This window comes from Aeromonas sp. S8(2024) (genome assembly GCF_041403085.1).
In the GTDB taxonomy this organism is placed as follows: domain Bacteria; phylum Pseudomonadota; class Gammaproteobacteria; order Enterobacterales; family Aeromonadaceae; genus Aeromonas; species Aeromonas dhakensis.
The window spans coordinates 360,944-376,711 of record NZ_JBGLRF010000003.1; the positions used below are offsets into that span (position 1 = coordinate 360,944).

Genomic DNA, 15,768 nt, shown 5'->3' on the forward strand with positions numbered 1-15,768 from the left:
CTGTTTTTTACATCCCGGGGCAAAAAAAGGGGAAAATCGAGACAAACCCGCAGACAGGATCCCTCATGAGCCTCTTTTTGGGCCTGCCACAATGGTCGCACCCGGCCTGGCCCGGTCACTTGCTGGGGGTGGGCGCCAAGCCCGCCGAGCACCTCGCCCACTATGCCCGGGTCTTCAACACGGTGGAAGGCAATACCACCTTCTACGCCTCGCCGACCCCCGACACGGTCCGGCGCTGGGCCGATGCGGTGCCAGCGGGCTTTCGTTTCAGCTTCAAGTTTCCGCAAACCATCAGTCACCAGAGCGATCTGGTGAGCGCCGACAAGCAAGTAAGCGACTTTATCCGCCTGCTGGCCCCCCTGCATGACAAGCTGGGGCTGCTCAAGCTGCAGCTGCCTGCCCGCTTTGGACCCGACGGTCTTCCTCGCCTGGCGGCCTTCTTCGAACGGCTGCCACCTGCATTTCGCTATGCCCTCGAGGTGCGCCACCCCGATTTCTTCGCCAAGGGCGAGGCGGAGCGGCAGTTGAACCGGCTGCTGATGGAGAGAGGTATCAACCGCATCATGCTCGACAGCCGGCCGCTCTTCTCGGTGCCCGCCACCACGGCGGCCATGATCGATGCCCAGGGCAAGAAACCAAGGCTGCCGGTGCACCTGCTGGCCACCGCCGATGCCCCCGTGGTGCGGCTCATCGGCCTGCCACATCCCGAGGACAACCACCCCTTCCTGCCAGGTTGGCTCCCTCACTGGCGTCAGTGGTTGGCGGAGGGAAAAGACCTATACCTCTTTATACATACTGCCGACAACGCCCAGGCCCCCGAACTGGCCCGTCAGGTGGCCCGCCTGCTGGGGCAGGAGATGGCCCCTTGGCCGGGGGAAAACGATCGCGCGCGCCAGGGCGTGCTGCCCTTTTGAGCGGCGCTTTCGCCGCCCCCGCTTCGGCGCGAAAAAAAGCCGTTTTTTTCTGATCTGACGGGGCTTGGCGTCAAGACAAACGGCCGCCTTTCCTCTACACTAGCGCCCCATGCAAGGACCCGGTCTGCCCGCCCATCGCACTTCGTTGCAGGCGAGCATCCGGCTCCGGTAACAGGGCCCCGACGCCCCTTGACGACAACCGCTTGTCGCCCAGGGCGCAGCCCATCAAAAGGACCAGGATGATGGTCCATTGCGAACGGAAGCGGCCCGATGGATCTCAAGGCCCGCCACCCCGTTCGTGAACCGGTGACGACACGACCCGGACGGGTGTCACCCAACGATTCAATTGAACAAAACAGTCGGTTCGCGCACCGGCTGTCAGGTTGCGCCAGCATGCACGATCAGATTTTTGCCGCCCCCATCGCCCGATTGGGGGATTTTTGCTTTGACGAACAGGTCGTCGATGTCTTTCCCGACATGATCCAGCGCTCGGTGCCGGGTTACAGCAACATCATCTCCGCCATCGGCATGATGGCCGCCCGCTACGCCCAGCCCGAGAGCCGACTCTACGATCTCGGCTGCTCCCTGGGTGCCGCCACCCAGGCGATGCGTCGCCATGTTGCCCAGCCCGGCTGCCGCATCACGGCGGTGGATCTCTCCCACCCCATGATAGAGCGGGCGCGTGCCCACCTCTCAGGCTTCAAGTCCGAGGTGCCGGTGGAGCTCATCGAGGCGGACATCTGCGACATCGAGATTGAGAACGCCTCCGTGGTGGTGCTCAACTTCACCCTGCAGTTCGTCGCGCCCGAGAAACGGGCCGCCCTCATCCAGCGCATCTTTGACGGCCTGCGCCCGGGCGGGATCCTGATCCTGAGCGAGAAGTTCCGCTTCGAGGACGAGCAGGTCAACGAGCTGCTCATCGACCTGCACCTCGACTTCAAGCGCGCCAACGGTTACAGCGAGCTGGAGATCAGCCAGAAACGCACCGCCCTTGAGAACGTGATGCGCACCGACAGCCTGCCGGTGCATCAGGCCCGCCTGCGGGAGGCCGGCTTCGCCCATCAGGATCTCTGGTTCCAGTGCTTCAACTTCGGCTCCATGATCGCCATCAAATCGAGCGAGCCTGCCCAGCCATGATCGACTTTGCCAATTTCTATCAGCTGATCGCCAAGAACCGGCTGAGCCACTGGCTGCACACCCTGCCCGCCCAGCTGCACGCCTGGCAACATGACAACCAGCACGGCGATCTGCCGCGCTGGAACCGTGCCCTCAACAAGCTGCCGCAGGTGGCCCCCGGCCACGTCGAGCTGACCAGCCGGGTCGAAATCGGCTCGGCCGAGAGCCTCGGCGAAGGGGAGCGCAAGAAGGTGGAGAGCCTGCTGCGCCACTTCATGCCCTGGCGCAAGGGCCCGTTCACGGTGCACGGCATCCACATCGACACCGAGTGGCGCTCCGACTGGAAGTGGGATCGGGTGCTGCCCCACATCAGCCCGCTTGCCGGCCGTTACGTGCTGGACGTGGGCTGCGGCAGCGGCTATCACCTCTGGCGCATGGTGGGCGAAGGGGCCAAGCTGGCGGTCGGCATCGATCCGAGCCCGCTGTTCTTGTGCCAGTTCGAGGCTATTCGTCACTTCGCCGGCAACGACCAGCGCGCCCACCTGCTGCCGCTCGGCATTCAGGAGCTGCCGGAGCTGCGGGCGTTCGACACCGTCTTCTCCATGGGGGTGCTCTATCACCGCAAGTCTCCCATCGAGCACATCGAACAGCTGCGCAACCAGTTGAAAGACGACGGTGAGCTGGTGCTGGAGACCCTGGTGATCGACGGCGGCGTCAACGACGTGCTGATGCCCACCGATCGCTACGGCAAGATGCGCAACGTCTGGTTCATTCCTTCCAGCGCGGCACTCAAGCTGTGGGTCGAGCGCTGCGGGTTCACCGATGTGCGGATAGTCGACGAGAATATGACCAGCACGGACGAACAGCGTCGTACCGACTGGATGATTAATGAATCCCTGAGTGATTATCTGGATCCAGCCAATCCGGCACTCACGGTAGAAGGACACCCGGCACCCAAACGTGCCGTACTGATTGCCAGAAAGGCCAAAGACTAGCCGATGGCCGCGGTGGAAGTTACACTGACCCAATTCCAGGAAGCACAGTTAAATGAATGACATGAAAAGCAAATTAAAAGGAATGACCCTGCTCTCCCTGCTCAGTCTCGGCGGGTGTGTCACGATGGAAAAAGCGCCCCCGGTACCTACCCTGACGCTGGCCGAGCTTCGCAACGAGATCAATCTGAGCGAGCAGCGCCTGCAAACATCCATGGAACAGCAACAGAAGCAGTATGTGCAGCAACAGCACCTGCTGGTTCAGCTCAACACTGATGTCAACAACATGAAAGAGTCCGTGAACAAAGTCGGCAGCAAGCTGGAACACCTGCCGCCCGAGCCGCCCAAACCCATGGCGATCCCGACCGAGAAGTGCCAGGCCCCGAGCCAGGGTCACACCGTTGACGGCAAGCTGCTGGTCGGCGAGGCGGAGTGGATCTGGGTTGACGCCGCCAACGACGCCTTCCAGGCGCGGGTCGATACCGGTGCCACCACCTCCTCCATCAGCGCCCAGGACATCACCATCTTCGAGCGCAACGGCAAGAACTGGGTGCGTTTCTTCCTGAGCCATCAGGAGATGGACGACAAGATCCAGATTGAAGCGCCGCTGGTGCGCCACGTGCGGGTGCGTCAGGCCTCCGCCGACGATCTCGACCGCCGCCCTGTGGTACGCCTCGCCGTACGTATCGGCGACATGACCGAGAAGGCCGAATTTACCCTGAAAGATCGCAGCGACATGGCCTTCCCCGTGCTGCTGGGTCGTGAATTCCTGAAAGACATCGCCGTGGTTGATGTGGCCCGCGAATATATCCAACCAAAACCCAAGCTCAAGGATGTGAAATAATCCATGGTTTCCCGTAAGCCGTTCTATTTGCTGGTTGCCCTGCTGTACATTGTCGGCCTGGGGATGACGTTCTATCACCACATCGCGCTGGACGTACCGCTCACGCCGGGTGAAAAACGCCAGATCTGGTCCATCGAAGCCAAGCTGGAGTTCGAGGCCACCGGCGAGCCGGTGATCGCCTCCCTGGCCATTCCGGGCACCCAGCCCGGTTTCACCCTGATGAACGAGAACGCCGCGAGCCCGGGTTACGGCCTCTCCTTCGTCGAGAAGGATGGCGATGCCCGCGCCGAGTGGTCGATCCGCACCGCCTCCGGCCGCCAGGAGCTCTACTACCGCGTCGACATGATGGCCGATGCCCACGCCAAGCCGGCTGCCAATCCGCAGCCGCCGGCCATCGAGAAGCAGATCGAGAGCGAGCCCTACGCCACCGCCATGCAGCAGATCCTGGAGCGTGCCCAGGAGCGTTCCGCCGATGGCTACACCCTGACGCGCGAGATCATCAAGGAGATCGAGAAGCAGGAGCAGAACGCCGAGCTGCTGAAGAAGCACAAGAGCCGCGCCAACCTGATCGCCGAGCTGCTCAACAACGCCGACGTACCGGCCCGGGTCGTCCATGCCCTGAGCCTGGAAGACGGTCGCCGTCGTCAGGAGCTGGTGGATTACCTGCAGGTGTTCAACAGCCCGACCGACTACAAGCTGTTCAACCCGCAAACCGGTGAACAGGGCCGCCCGGCCAACCTGCTGCTGTGGGAGTACAACTCCGGTGCCCTGCTGGACGTGACCGGTGGCCACAACTCCAAGGTGAGCTTCTCGATGATCGCGCAGGAGCAGCCGGTGAGCGTGGCGCTGGCCCAGAAGTTTGAAAAATCGGAGATGATGAACTTCTCCATCCACAGCCTGCCGCTGGAAGAGCAGACCCTGTTCAAGGGCCTGCTGCTGATCCCCATCGGCGTGCTGATGGTGGTGTTCCTGCGGGTCATCGTCGGCATCAAGACCTCGGGTACCTTCATGCCGGTGCTGATCGCGGTCGCCTTCATCCAGACCCAGCTGATCACAGGTCTGGTGGGCTTCCTGCTCATCGTCGGCACGGGTCTGGTGATCCGCTCCTACCTGTCGCGGCTCAACCTGCTGCTGGTGGCGCGGATATCGGCCATCATCATCATGGTGATCTCGATGATCGGCATCTTCTCGGCGTTCGCCTTCAAGCTGGGGCTGACCGACGGCATGAAGATCACCTTCTTCCCGATGATCATCCTCTCCTGGACCATCGAGCGGATGTCCATCCTGTGGGAAGAAGAGGGTCCGAAAGAGGTGTTCCGCCAGGGCGGCGGCTCCCTGCTGGTGGCCATCATCGCCTACCTGGCCATGGACAACGAACTGATCCGCCACCTCACCTTCAACTTCCTCGGTCTGCAGCTGGTGCTGATGGCGACCGTGCTGTTGATGGGTAACTACACCGGCTACAAGCTGAGCGAACTCAAGCGCTTCAAGCCGCTGGTGGACGAGATGCGCTCCGGTGCCACCCCGGGTAAGGACAAGTAACAGATGTGGTTCTGGGAAAAGTACACCACCCCGTGGAGCCTGTCTCAGTCAGGCATCCTCGGCATGAACAAGCGCAACCACTCCTACATCAGCCGCTACAATCCGCGCAGCCTCTATCCGCTGGTGGATGACAAGCTGCAGACCAAGCGCATCGCGCTGGATGCGGGGGTGACGGTGCCGGAACTGATCGGCACCATCCGTGCCCAGCACGACGTGAGCCGCATCACCGAGCTGGTGAAGGATTGGCCGGGCTTCTGCATCAAGCCGGCGCGCGGCTCCGGCGGCAAGGGGATCCTGGTGATCCTGCGCCAGGAGGACGGCCTCTTCTACAAGCCGAACGGCAGTGCCAGCAACGGCCAGGATCTGGAGCGTCATGTCTCCAACATCCTGGCGGGGCTCTACTCATTGGGTGGCAAGCCTGACGTGGCGCTGGTGGAAGGGCTCATCAACTTCGATGACGTGTTCGACGGCTACTCGTTTGAAGGGGTCCCCGATGCCCGGGTGATCATCTTCAAGGGCTTCCCGGTGATGGCCATGATGCGCCTCTCCACCGCCGCCTCCGACGGCAAGGCGAACCTGCACCAGGGCGCCGTGGGGGTGGGTCTGTGCCTGCGCACCGGCCGCGCCCTGCGGGCAGTGCAGTTTGGCAATCCGCTGCGTCACCATCCGGATACCGGCCTCGATCTGTACGATCTCAAGGTGCCCCACTGGGACACCCTGCTGACCCTGGCGGCCTCCTGCTACGAGATGTCGGGCCTCGGCTACATCGGGACCGACATGGTGCTGGACAAGTTCCGCGGCCCCATGCTGCTGGAGCTCAACGCCCGTCCTGGCCTCGCCATCCAGATCGCCAACGGCCGCGGCCTGGTGCCCAACCTCAAGACCATCGAGAAGCTGGGCCAGGTGAAGATGAACGTGGAGCAGCGGGTCAACTTCGCCAAGGATCACTTCGGTATCTTTGACGAGTAGTCCGGAGCTGGATGACAAAAGCGCGCCAAAGGGCGCGCTTTTTTATGCCTGCCGTTTATCGGCAATCTGCCGAGCCATGGCTACTGAATAAGGCCGCCAAATAGCGGCCATAAAAAAACCGATGCCTGGGCATCGGTTTTTCACTATCCGGTTTACCGACCCGATTACAGGGAAGCGGCGTTTTCGGACAGGTACTTGGCAACGCCGTCCGGAGAGGCGGTCATGCCCTTTTTGCCTTTCTCCCACTGAGCCGGGCACACTTCGCCGTGCTCTTCGTGGAACTGCAGGGCGTCGACCATGCGCAGCATCTCGTCGATGTTGCGGCCCAGCGGCAGATCGTTGACAACCTGGTGACGAACGACACCGTTCTTGTCGATCAAGAAGGAACCACGGAATGCCACGCCGGCTTCCGGGTGCTCGACGTCATAGGCTTTGCAGATTTCGTGCTTGATGTCGGCAACCAGCGGGTACTTGACCGGACCGATGCCGCCGTCTTCGATCTTGGTGTTGCGCCAGGCGTTGTGGGAGAACTCGGAATCGATGGAAACACCGATCACTTCCACGCCACGCTTGTTGAACTCTTCCAGACGGTGATCGAAGGCAATCAGCTCGGACGGGCAGACGAAGGTGAAATCGAGCGGATAGAAGAACAGGACGGCTGCCTTGCCCTTGATGTGGGATGCCAGGTTGAAGGAGTCAACGATCTGGCCATTGCCCAGAACGGCAGCAGCGGTGAAATCGGGTGCGGGACGGCCTACCAATACCATATTCAATTCCTCTTTATGTGAAGTGAACAATCCTGTCAGGATTGGGCTACCTAGAGCCAAGTCCGTCTAATTAAAGCGACAAACTATAACCCCGATGGTAGATTAGTTAAATCAAATTAAATAGATAGCATTAATCGGGTTTTCCTATGCAACGTTGGCCCAGCCTGAAACAGCTGCAATATCTGGTCGCTCTCGACGAGCACAAGAACTTCAACCGCGCCGCCAAGGCCTGTCATGTCAGCCAGTCGACCCTGAGTACCGGGATCCAGACCCTGGAGGACATGATGAACCTGCAACTGGTGGAGCGGGACCACAAGAGCTTCATTATGACCCCGGTCGGCATGGAAATCGTCGAGCGGGCTCGCAATTTGCTCTCCGATGCGCGGGATCTGATGGAACTCGGCCAGCATCAGGGGGGCGTCATGCACGGCACGGTGCGCCTCGGCTGCATTCCCACCATAGCCCCCTTCCTGCTCAGCAAGCTGCTGCAAGAGTGCGGCAAGACCTATCCTGAGCTGGAATTGTTGCTGCGTGAAGACACCACCACCAACCTGCTCAAGCAGCTGGAGCAGGGCCAGCTCGACCTGCTGATCCTGGCGCTGCCGGTGGAGATCGGCGGTTTTCACTGCAAGACGGTCGGCCAGGATCCCTTCCACATGGTGATGCCCGCCAGCATGGCGGCCAGCCTGCACACCCCGTTCGACTACAAGGAGCTGCCCAACCAGAGCATCTTCCTGCTGGAACGGGAGCACTGCCTCACCGAACACGCAGTGAGCGCCTGCCGGCTGCGGGACAAGAGCAAGATCAACCCGTTTGCCGCCACCAGCCTGCACACCCTGGTGCAGATGGTCGGCGCCGGGCTCGGCACCACCTTCCTGCCGCAGATGGCCATCGATGCGGGCATACTCGACAACACGGATCTGGTAGCCATTCCGCTGCCGGGAGAGCACCCCTACCGCGAGATCGGGCTGGTGTGGCGCCCCAGCACCACCCGGGTGCAGACCTTCTACAAGCTGGCGGAGCTGCTCGCCCCGCTCATCGACAACAAGGGCTGAAGCTCACTCCCATAAAAAACGCCGGCACATGCCGGCGTTGTTGTCATGGGCGCAAGGCCCTGCTCTGTCAGTGGCTGGCCGGTGGCCCGAAGATGCGGGTGTAGGAGGTCAGGGTCCGTACGCTCACATTCTGCGGATTGCCATTCTCGTCGTAGAGCCCCAGCGCTCCGCTCTGCTTGTCGTGACCCAGCAGTTGATGGGCACTCAGGTTGCTGAGCGCATCGCTGTCCGCTTTCCACTCCCAGCGCTGGCCCAGGCTCAGGCTGCAGCTCTGCAGCTGGCCGAGGTTGTTGCCGTCCAGGCAGCGGCGGGTATCCTGCGCACTGACATAACGGCCGTACTGGTCATAGATGAAGGACTGGGCGGCCGAGGTCTCGTCACAGGTCACCGCGCTCAGACCGTGGTTGGCATCCGCGCTCAGGCAGCGGTTGTCAAAGCCCCCCAGCTGCAGGTTGACCGGGCGACCGCCGGTAAACACCGGGTGGTTCCAGTCCACCTTGAAGCTGGTGGAGGCCGTCACCCGTCTACGCTTGTCGGTATCCTCGAAGCCCTGGAAGGAGACATGGGCCCCCACCACGTAGTAGTGCTTGTAGATGCCGGTGTAGATGGGGCGGATGTTGACCGAGGAGTCGATCTTGAACTCGGTGCTGCCCGTCTCGTCCGGCGCTGCCTTGTAGATGACGTCCAGATTCGGCACGAACCCCTTGTAGCTGAGCGGCTGGATGCGGTTGTGGTCCACGTCGTAGCCCATGCCCCAGACGGTGGCCGTCTTGGAGGAGAGCAGGGACTCCGCGGTCGCGTATTGATCACGCACCCAGCTGAAACTCACCTTCTGGGCGCTCGGCGCCGAGCGTTCGACCCGGTAATCCTGGGTGTTGTAGGCGAGCTGGCGCTGCTGGCTGAACTTGGCCGAGGCCTCCAGCTTGGCCTTGGGCCCATCCTTGTTCACCTCGACCCCGCCGGTGACCCCCACCTCGAAGCCCGAGATCTCGCGATGCTCGTACTTGCTGTTGAGGTTGGTCGGCAGGCTCTTGAGCACCGCCGCCTTGGTGTTGGACGCCTCTATGCTGAAGCGATAATCCTGAGCGATGGCATCGGTGGCATAGTCGCGGGCCCAGCCGTCCAGCAGCAGGTAGTCCGCGATATTCTCGCTCCAGCTGAGATCCTCGTTGAGCTGGATGCCGGCACCGGCCGACTCTTCGTCCAGCGAGATCCGCACTATCTTGGCATCCGGCGTGGCGGAGCCGGTGTTGCCAAATTGCAGGGAGCGCTCCAGGTTGACCCGGTAGACCAGCGAGATGTTCGGCGAATCGCAGAACAGCCGATCACCCCGGCTCCAGGTGCGCGAGCGCGGGAAGGTGCACTCGGCATCGCTGATCTTGCGGTTGACGTTGAGGTAGAAAGCCACGTGGGGCAGACCGGCCTCGGCGGCAGGCGGCTGGGTCAGCGAGCGCTTGTGGCGCTTGCCCTGCCCTTCCAGGCTGTCGACCCGCTCCATCACCTGATAGAGGGCCGGGTCATCGACGCCCCCCAGCGGGGTGAACAGCAACTCCCCCTTGTAGCCGGACACCAGCACCCAGTCAGCATCAAAAGAGATGCCGGCCAGCTGCTCCATGGCCTTTCTGGCCTGCTGCCGCTCGGCCTTGTCGGTGACGGCGCTGAAATCGATGAACAGGCGCTCACCCCGTTCCAGCACCCGCTCGCGCAGCTGATCCCGGGTCATCAGCGACGTCGCCCCCTGCCCCTTCAGCCAGACGTCGGCATTGAGGTAAATCAGTCCCTGTTCGGATTGCAGGCTGGCCAGCATGGCGGTGCCCTGGTCGGTACGCTCGCCAATATCTTCGGCCTGCACGCTGCCTGCCAACAAGGCCAGCGCGAGCAGACTGAGAGCGGGAGCTTGCGTGATGAATTTGCGTGGTTTTTTGTTTTTCATTGTTATCTCCTTGTCGAATCACGCCAAGCTATTTAAACAGCGAACAAATATGGCATAACCATATTATTCACGGTTATATTTCGGGGCGTTATTCTGCTTGTCTGTCATGACATTCATTATTTTCGCCGTGAATTAACAGCGGGTGGCGAAGGTATTTATGGTTGACAGAACAAGGATCGCGAGGCGATCTAAGGTGGACGATTCGGCATGCGCCGATGCTATTACACGGGAGTCGCGATCTGATGGCGGTCTTCCCTCAAGGCCGCCTGACTGCGCCTTGAACCTCGCATGGTACCCATTGGCTTTAGCGTCGCGCTCATCGGCCTGAACGATGGCACAACAGCCAGATGCCGCAGGCATCCTGGTGCGAGGGAACACTCACTGCTATGGACCGGATATCATGGGGCGGCCCTCCTCTGTCTGGTGATATTGTCAGCCAACGCCAGTCATTGACTGAATATTATTATGTGAACCAGTTGCGGGAATATATCCAGAGATATCTTGTTTTTTGCCGTCATATTGGCGGTGAAAATGGCGGGGTCCCTTGCCATTTATTTCATGGCGTCATCATAACGAATTAGCCCTGAGACAGAACGTGACACAGATCACGGGGTGACGTCAACAAGGTTAATTATCATTTCATTGTCAGGCTGATTGGAATAACTACTTTAATATTGAAATACTCATTCAAGATAATCAGAAAATATTATTCAAATGAATACAAACAATATTATAACCCTCTCCATTTGCGCCTCTTTTGAGGTAGCAACAGGTGGTTTCTTGCAGGCAAGGCTATGTTCGAGCCCCAAACCCCGTTTATGATGGAGAGGTTGTCGTCTCGAAGGAGCCCCCATGGATTGCAAGTTGCTGCTGCCCCTGCTGGCCCTGTTGCTGGCCGCCTGTTCCAGCACGCCCGAGCCTGCCCCACCGCGCCAGCAGAGCAGCGCCTTTGAAGGCTTTTATCAGCAGTGGCGCGGCGTCCCCTATCGCATGGGCGGCTCGGATCGGGCCGGCCTCGACTGCTCCGCCTTTACCCAGCTCGCCTATCAGCAGGTGATGGGTTTCAACCTGCCCAGAACCACCGAATCCCAGGCCAATCTGGGCCGGCCGGTCGATCGCTACCGGCTGCAACACGGCGATCTGGTCTTCTTCAAGACCGGCTGGCAGCAATACCACGTCGGCGTCTATACCGGCGGCGGGGAGTTCATCCACGCCTCCACCAGCAAGGGGGTGATCCGCTCACGCCTCGACAACGTCTACTGGAACAGCCGCTACTGGCAGGCACGCCGCCTCACCCAGTGACAGCAACAACAGAACAGGGCCCACGACGGGCCCTGTTCTGTTGTTGCTTCAACGGATGGTTCAGTGCTTGCGATGCCAGCGCGGCGAGGTGGCCCGCTCTCCCCAGGGGGTGACACAAGGCAGCAGCGCCCCTTCTATCACCTTGTCGCTGCCGGCCAGGGCTTCCGCAATCTTCTCGTGCAGCACCCGCAGCAGACGCCCCTCCTGTTCGGCTAGGGAGTGACCCGCGGCAAAAAATTCGCGCTGATGCTGCAGCGCCAGCTTCTGGGCAAACTCATAGGTGTTGAAGCAATCCGGCATCCGCTCGACCACATCCTCGAGGCGGGCCAACAAGCTGTTCAGTTCCCTGGTCATCGTGCTCTCTCCTTGTCGATTGATAGCCAAAACTACCCCTTATTGGATAATTCACCAACCCTGGATCCACGAAAATGTGGTAGCCAGCACAGTCGCCGGGTGAGTCACCCGTGCACCATGCCAAACCAGCGCACCGAACTTTACATTTGATTAACATGCAGCTAGATTTAGACCGACCAATCAGTCGGTCCATTTATCAGCGGGGTATGCCATGGAAGCGATGCAGTTGCAGGAGGCCGCCGACAAGTTGTCGCTCCCGGCCAGACTGGCCAAACTCAGAGACGCCTGTCAGCAAAATCCCATGCCGAGCCTGAGCGAGCGCAGAGCCCATCTCAGCCAGCTCAAGCGCGCCCTGATCGCCCACAAGCAACCGCTGTGCGACGCCCTGGCCAAAGACTATGGCCAGCGCAGCGACTACGACAGCATGATTGCCGACATCCTCCCCTGCGTCATGCAGATCAACTACACCCAGAAACGGATCAAGCGCTGGATGCGCCCACACCGCCGCCACACCGGCCTGCTGCTGGCACCGGCCCGGGTGGAGGTGTTCTATCAGCCGCTCGGGGTGGTCGGCATCATAGTGCCCTGGAACTTCCCGGTGATGCTGAGCCTCGGCCCCCTCATCAGCGCCATCGCCGCCGGCAACCGCGCCATGCTGAAGCTCTCCGAATTCACCCCCCACACCAACCGGGTGCTGCGCGAGCTGCTGGACGGCGTCTTCGACGAGCGCGAGGTGATGGTGATTGAAGGCGACGCCCAGGTGGCAGCCGCCTTCAGCGCCCTGCCCTTCGATCACTTGCTGTTTACCGGCTCCACCGCGGTGGGCCGGCTGGTGATGGCCGCGGCAGCCCCCCAGCTCACCCCCCTCACTTTGGAGCTCGGCGGCAAGAGCCCCTGCCTCATCGCCCCCGACATGCCGCTGGCGCTGGCGGTGGAGCGGATGATCTTCGGCAAGAGCCTCAACGCCGGCCAGATCTGCGTCGCCCCCGACTATGTGCTGCTGCCACGCGGTCAGGAGCAGGCCTTTGTCGAAGCCTATCGCGATCACTTCGCCCGTCTCTATCCCCAGGGGCTGGCCAGCGCGGATTACGGCTCCATCATCAACGGCCGCCAATACGAGCGGCTCACCGGCTGGCTGGCCGAAGCGGAGCGAGCTGGCGCCCAGATCCACCCCTGTGGCAGCCCGGCCCGGGACGATGGCGCCCATCGCCTGCTGCCCCATCTGCTGACCGAGGTGCCCAGCCACTGCCAGCTGATGCAGCAGGAGATCTTCGGCCCGCTGCTGCCGATCGTGCCCTATGACTCGCTGGACGAGGCGCTCGCCTACATAGCCGCCCGGCCCCGCCCGCTTGCCTTCTACCTGATGAGCCTGGATCCCGCTCTGCAGCAAAAGGTGATCCGGGAGACCCACTCCGGCGGCATGGCCATCAACGACAGCCTGTTCCAGGTGGCGGCCGACGACGTGCCCTTCGGCGGCATCGGCGCCTCCGGCATGGGCCACTACCACGGCCACGAGGGGTTTCTCACCTTCTCCAAGGCCAAGACGGTGCTGAGCCGGGGGCGCTTCAGCACCGGCACCATGGTGCACCCTCCCTATCGGCGCTGGCACCAGCGGCTGATGATGGCCCTGTTCTTACGTTGACGAGATGAATATGAATACGCCCGTGACCGACAAGCGTCGCCAGATCCTGGATGCTGCCCTTGCCCTATGCGCCGAAGATGGTTTGCAGGGGGCCGCTACCGCCCGCATCGCCAAGGCGGCGGGGGTAGCCAACGGTACCCTGTTTCACCACTTTCCCAGCAAGGAGGTGCTGATCCAGAGCCTCTATCAGGACATCAAGCTGCGCCTCGGCGCCGCCATCACAGAGGCTGACGCCACCCTGCCCCTCAAGGCGCAGGCGCACCACTACTGGAGCCAGGCGATGGCCTGGATGCAGGCCCACCCTCACGAGCTCAAGTTCGTGCTGGGTTTCTTCCACTCCCCCCTGCTGGCTCGCCCGCTGCGCAGCCAGATCCTGAGCGACACCCTTCGCTTTTTACCCCGCCTGCTGGCCCAGGGCCAGGCCAGCGGCGACTTGATGCAAGCCCCACCGGCCCTGATGCTGGAGGTGTGCCAGGGCCAGTTCCTGGCCTGCGCCTCCCTGTTTGTCGACCAACCTGAACTGGGACGGGACGCTCACTGGCAAGCCAGTGCCTTCGCCCTGTTCTGGTCCGCCATCTCGGGAGTTCACGCGTATGCACAACCGACACCTTGATACCCTGGCGGCGCTGGGCCGCCGGCTCTGGATAACCAGCCTGCTCTGGATCATCGGCCGCACCCTGTGCCGCGCCGCCCGGGTCGACGAGGCGGTGCGCCGGGAGCTGGCCCCCTTGCCGGACGGGCTCACCATCCGGCTGGAGGTGGGCGGCATGGCCCAGGGGCTGACCATCCACAAGGCTGACGGCCGCTGGCAGAGCGGCCCCGCCCCCGATGCCGGCGCTCTGCACCCGCTGCGGGTACGTTTCAAGCATCCCGCCATCGCCTTTCGCGCCCTCAGCTTTCGGCTCGGGGTCAATCAGGCGTTCAGCGAGAACCGCCTGCTGGTGGAGGGGGATCTCACCGTCGCCATGCACCTGGTGCGCGCGCTGGAGCAGTTGCAGGCGCTGATCCTGCCCGCCTTCATCGCCCGCCCCTTGCTGCGCCACTATCCGGACCCGAGCCACAAGCTGAGCCGGGCCTGCCACATCTACCTGGGTCTGTTGACCGGCTGAACGAGAGGATGAGCCTATGAGTCGCTATTACGATTTTTTCTGTCCGGTCAAACTGATCGCAGGGGAGCAGGCGCTGGAGCAACTAGCCGGCGAGCTGGCGGGATTGGGGGCGCGCCGGCCGCTGCTGCTCACCGACAAGGGGGTCAGCGGCACCGGGCTGGCTACCTTGCTGGCCGGGGTGCTGGCCGAGGGAGAGCTGCCGGTGGCCGCCATCTGGGACGAGATCCCGGCCGACTCCTCCACCGCCGTGGTGGAGCGGATCGCGGCCCGTCACCGGGAGCTTGGCTGTGACAGCTTGGTGGCGCTGGGGGGCGGCTCCGTCATCGATACCGCCAAGGCGGTCAACATTCTCGCCTCCATGGGGGGGACGCGGCTGCTCGATTACGCCGGCGCCGGCTGCCTGACCCGGCCGCTGCAGCCGCTGGCGGTGGTGCCCACCACGGCGGGCACCGGCTCGGAGGTGACCCTGGTGGCGGTGATCAAGGACGAGGCGAGCGGGCGCAAGGTGCCCTTTACCTCCCCCTTCCTGCTGCCCCAGCTGGCGGTGCTGGATCCGCGCCTCACCCAGGGGCTGCCGCTCAACATCACCGCCGCCACCGCCATGGATGCCATGACCCACGCCATTGAGGCCTTCATCGGCACGGCCAAGAACCCGGTCAGCGATGCCCTGGCCCTGATGGCGGTGGAGAAGATCGCCAACGCCCTGCCCCAGGTACTCAGCAACCCGCTGGACAAGCAGCTGCGGCTGCAGCTGGCGGAGGGCTCCACCCTGGCGGGCATGGCCTTCTCCAACTCCATGGTGGGACTGGTGCACGCCCTCGGTCACAGCCTGGGGGCCCGCTGCCACCTGCCCCACGGCCTGTGCATGAACCTCTTCCTGCCCACCGTGCTCGACTACAACCGGCCGGGCATAGACCCCGAGCTGGCTCGCCTGCTGCTGCCGCTGGTGGGGGCCGAGCGCTTTGCCGCGACCCCGGCCGCCGTGCGGCCCCAGGCCGCCATCGAGGCGCTGCTGGCGCTGCGCAATACCCTGTGGGAGACGGTGAAGCTGCCGCGCACCCTGCGGGAGGCCGGCGTCACCGACAAGGCGCTGCTGCCCGAGATCCGCGATCTCGCCATCAACGACGGCGCCTTGCTCTACAACCGCAAGGATGCCGACCGGGCCCAGCTGCTGGCCCTGCTGGAGCAGGCCTGGGAGTGATCAGGCAGGCGGCCCCGCCTCGCGGGGC

Annotated in this window: 15 protein-coding genes; 12 read left to right on the forward strand and 3 right to left on the reverse strand. The window is 62.5% G+C overall.

From position 1 onward, the window contains the following. Positions 1-65: 65 nt before the first annotated feature. From ACB031_RS10530 to ACB031_RS10555, 6 genes are all read left to right on the forward strand, one after another. Complete coding sequence (locus tag ACB031_RS10530) at positions 66-914, forward strand: DUF72 domain-containing protein (RefSeq protein WP_021463628.1); 849 nt, start codon at positions 66-68, stop codon at positions 912-914. Positions 915-1,307: 393 nt separating this feature from the next. Then, entirely contained in the window at positions 1,308-2,051 is a 744-nt protein-coding gene (cmoA, locus tag ACB031_RS10535; protein ID WP_010634490.1) for a carboxy-S-adenosyl-L-methionine synthase CmoA, read from the forward strand. Further along, the gene (gene cmoB, locus ACB031_RS10540; RefSeq protein ID WP_010634491.1) at positions 2,048-3,025 is read left to right on the forward strand and encodes a tRNA 5-methoxyuridine(34)/uridine 5-oxyacetic acid(34) synthase CmoB; all 978 of its coding nucleotides are present in this window, start codon (positions 2,048-2,050) and stop codon (positions 3,023-3,025) included. Before cmoA ends, cmoB begins: the two co-directional genes overlap by 4 nt. An 82-nt stretch (positions 3,026-3,107) precedes the next feature. Continuing rightward, on the forward strand, positions 3,108-3,866 hold the full coding sequence (locus ACB031_RS10545) for an ATP-dependent zinc protease (protein ID WP_010634492.1): 759 nt from the start codon (positions 3,108-3,110) through the stop codon (positions 3,864-3,866). A 3-nt stretch (positions 3,867-3,869) separates the two neighbouring features. Beyond that, positions 3,870-5,408 (forward strand): inactive transglutaminase family protein, encoded by a 1,539-nt coding sequence (locus tag ACB031_RS10550; RefSeq protein WP_005299120.1) that lies wholly within the window; start codon positions 3,870-3,872, stop codon positions 5,406-5,408. 3 nt (positions 5,409-5,411) lie between these two features. Continuing rightward, complete coding sequence (locus tag ACB031_RS10555; RefSeq protein WP_005299117.1) at positions 5,412-6,377, forward strand: alpha-L-glutamate ligase-like protein; 966 nt, start codon at positions 5,412-5,414, stop codon at positions 6,375-6,377. A 164-nt stretch (positions 6,378-6,541) separates the two neighbouring features. Here ACB031_RS10555 and ACB031_RS10560 read toward each other — a convergent pair whose 3' ends face one another. Next, complete coding sequence (locus ACB031_RS10560; RefSeq protein WP_005299113.1) at positions 6,542-7,144, reverse strand: peroxiredoxin C; 603 nt, start codon at positions 7,142-7,144, stop codon at positions 6,542-6,544. A gap of 146 nt (positions 7,145-7,290) precedes the next feature. Here ACB031_RS10560 and ACB031_RS10565 point away from each other — a divergent pair, with 146 nt between their 5' ends. Next, positions 7,291-8,199 carry a hydrogen peroxide-inducible genes activator gene (locus ACB031_RS10565; RefSeq protein WP_005299110.1) on the forward strand — a complete coding sequence of 303 codons (909 nt, stop codon included), beginning with the start codon at positions 7,291-7,293 and terminating at the stop codon, positions 8,197-8,199. Between the two features lie 67 nt (positions 8,200-8,266). Here ACB031_RS10565 and ahh1 read toward each other — a convergent pair whose 3' ends face one another. Then, complete coding sequence (ahh1, locus tag ACB031_RS10570; protein WP_124250554.1) at positions 8,267-10,132, reverse strand: hemolysin Ahh1; 1,866 nt, start codon at positions 10,130-10,132, stop codon at positions 8,267-8,269. 852 nt (positions 10,133-10,984) lie between these two features. Between ahh1 and ACB031_RS10575 the strand changes: the two genes are divergently transcribed. Further along, positions 10,985-11,434, forward strand: coding sequence for a C40 family peptidase (locus ACB031_RS10575; protein WP_005299102.1), 450 nt, complete (start codon positions 10,985-10,987; stop codon positions 11,432-11,434). 60 nt (positions 11,435-11,494) lie between these two features. Here ACB031_RS10575 and ACB031_RS10580 read toward each other — a convergent pair whose 3' ends face one another. Continuing rightward, on the reverse strand, positions 11,495-11,788 hold the full coding sequence (locus ACB031_RS10580; protein ID WP_005299095.1) for a hypothetical protein: 294 nt from the start codon (positions 11,786-11,788) through the stop codon (positions 11,495-11,497). 211 nt (positions 11,789-11,999) lie between these two features. On the opposite strand from ACB031_RS10580, the gene ACB031_RS10585 reads away from it, so the two are divergent. From ACB031_RS10585 to ACB031_RS10600, 4 genes are read left to right on the forward strand one after another with little or no spacing between them, the layout of a single operon-like run. Beyond that, entirely contained in the window at positions 12,000-13,430 is a 1,431-nt protein-coding gene (locus tag ACB031_RS10585; RefSeq protein ID WP_371139516.1) for a coniferyl aldehyde dehydrogenase, read from the forward strand. Between the two features lie 10 nt (positions 13,431-13,440). Then, positions 13,441-14,043 carry a TetR/AcrR family transcriptional regulator gene (locus tag ACB031_RS10590; protein WP_274436950.1) on the forward strand — a complete coding sequence of 201 codons (603 nt, stop codon included), beginning with the start codon at positions 13,441-13,443 and terminating at the stop codon, positions 14,041-14,043. Beyond that, positions 14,024-14,539: an SCP2 sterol-binding domain-containing protein gene (locus tag ACB031_RS10595; protein ID WP_017766102.1), complete on the forward strand. Its 516-nt coding sequence runs from the start codon at positions 14,024-14,026 to the stop codon at positions 14,537-14,539. The genes ACB031_RS10590 and ACB031_RS10595 overlap by 20 nt, the downstream gene beginning before the upstream one ends. Positions 14,540-14,555: 16 nt before the next feature. Beyond that, positions 14,556-15,740, forward strand: coding sequence for an iron-containing alcohol dehydrogenase (locus ACB031_RS10600; protein WP_371139517.1), 1,185 nt, complete (start codon positions 14,556-14,558; stop codon positions 15,738-15,740). Positions 15,741-15,768: the final 28 nt, after the last annotated feature.

What these genes read in the sequence shown, in the direction of transcription:
- cmoB (WP_010634491.1), top strand. Translation starts at nt 2,048, where the DNA reads ATGATCGACTTTGCCAATTTCTATCAGCTGATCGCCAAGAACCGGCTG.
- ACB031_RS10600 (WP_371139517.1), top strand. Translation starts at nt 14,556, where the DNA reads ATGAGTCGCTATTACGATTTTTTCTGTCCGGTCAAACTGATCGCAGGG.
- ACB031_RS10545 (WP_010634492.1), top strand. Translation starts at nt 3,108, where the DNA reads ATGACCCTGCTCTCCCTGCTCAGTCTCGGCGGGTGTGTCACGATGGAA.
- ACB031_RS10560 (WP_005299113.1), bottom strand. Translation starts at nt 7,144, where the DNA reads ATGGTATTGGTAGGCCGTCCCGCACCCGATTTCACCGCTGCTGCCGTT.
- ACB031_RS10575 (WP_005299102.1), top strand. Translation starts at nt 10,985, where the DNA reads ATGGATTGCAAGTTGCTGCTGCCCCTGCTGGCCCTGTTGCTGGCCGCC.
- ahh1 (WP_124250554.1), bottom strand. Translation starts at nt 10,132, where the DNA reads ATGAAAAACAAAAAACCACGCAAATTCATCACGCAAGCTCCCGCTCTC.
- ACB031_RS10580 (WP_005299095.1), bottom strand. Translation starts at nt 11,788, where the DNA reads ATGACCAGGGAACTGAACAGCTTGTTGGCCCGCCTCGAGGATGTGGTC.
- ACB031_RS10565 (WP_005299110.1), top strand. Translation starts at nt 7,291, where the DNA reads ATGCAACGTTGGCCCAGCCTGAAACAGCTGCAATATCTGGTCGCTCTC.
- ACB031_RS10595 (WP_017766102.1), top strand. Translation starts at nt 14,024, where the DNA reads ATGCACAACCGACACCTTGATACCCTGGCGGCGCTGGGCCGCCGGCTC.
- ACB031_RS10550 (WP_005299120.1), top strand. Translation starts at nt 3,870, where the DNA reads ATGGTTTCCCGTAAGCCGTTCTATTTGCTGGTTGCCCTGCTGTACATT.
- ACB031_RS10530 (WP_021463628.1), top strand. Translation starts at nt 66, where the DNA reads ATGAGCCTCTTTTTGGGCCTGCCACAATGGTCGCACCCGGCCTGGCCC.
- ACB031_RS10590 (WP_274436950.1), top strand. Translation starts at nt 13,441, where the DNA reads ATGAATACGCCCGTGACCGACAAGCGTCGCCAGATCCTGGATGCTGCC.
- ACB031_RS10555 (WP_005299117.1), top strand. Translation starts at nt 5,412, where the DNA reads ATGTGGTTCTGGGAAAAGTACACCACCCCGTGGAGCCTGTCTCAGTCA.
- ACB031_RS10585 (WP_371139516.1), top strand. Translation starts at nt 12,000, where the DNA reads ATGGAAGCGATGCAGTTGCAGGAGGCCGCCGACAAGTTGTCGCTCCCG.
- cmoA (WP_010634490.1), top strand. Translation starts at nt 1,308, where the DNA reads ATGCACGATCAGATTTTTGCCGCCCCCATCGCCCGATTGGGGGATTTT.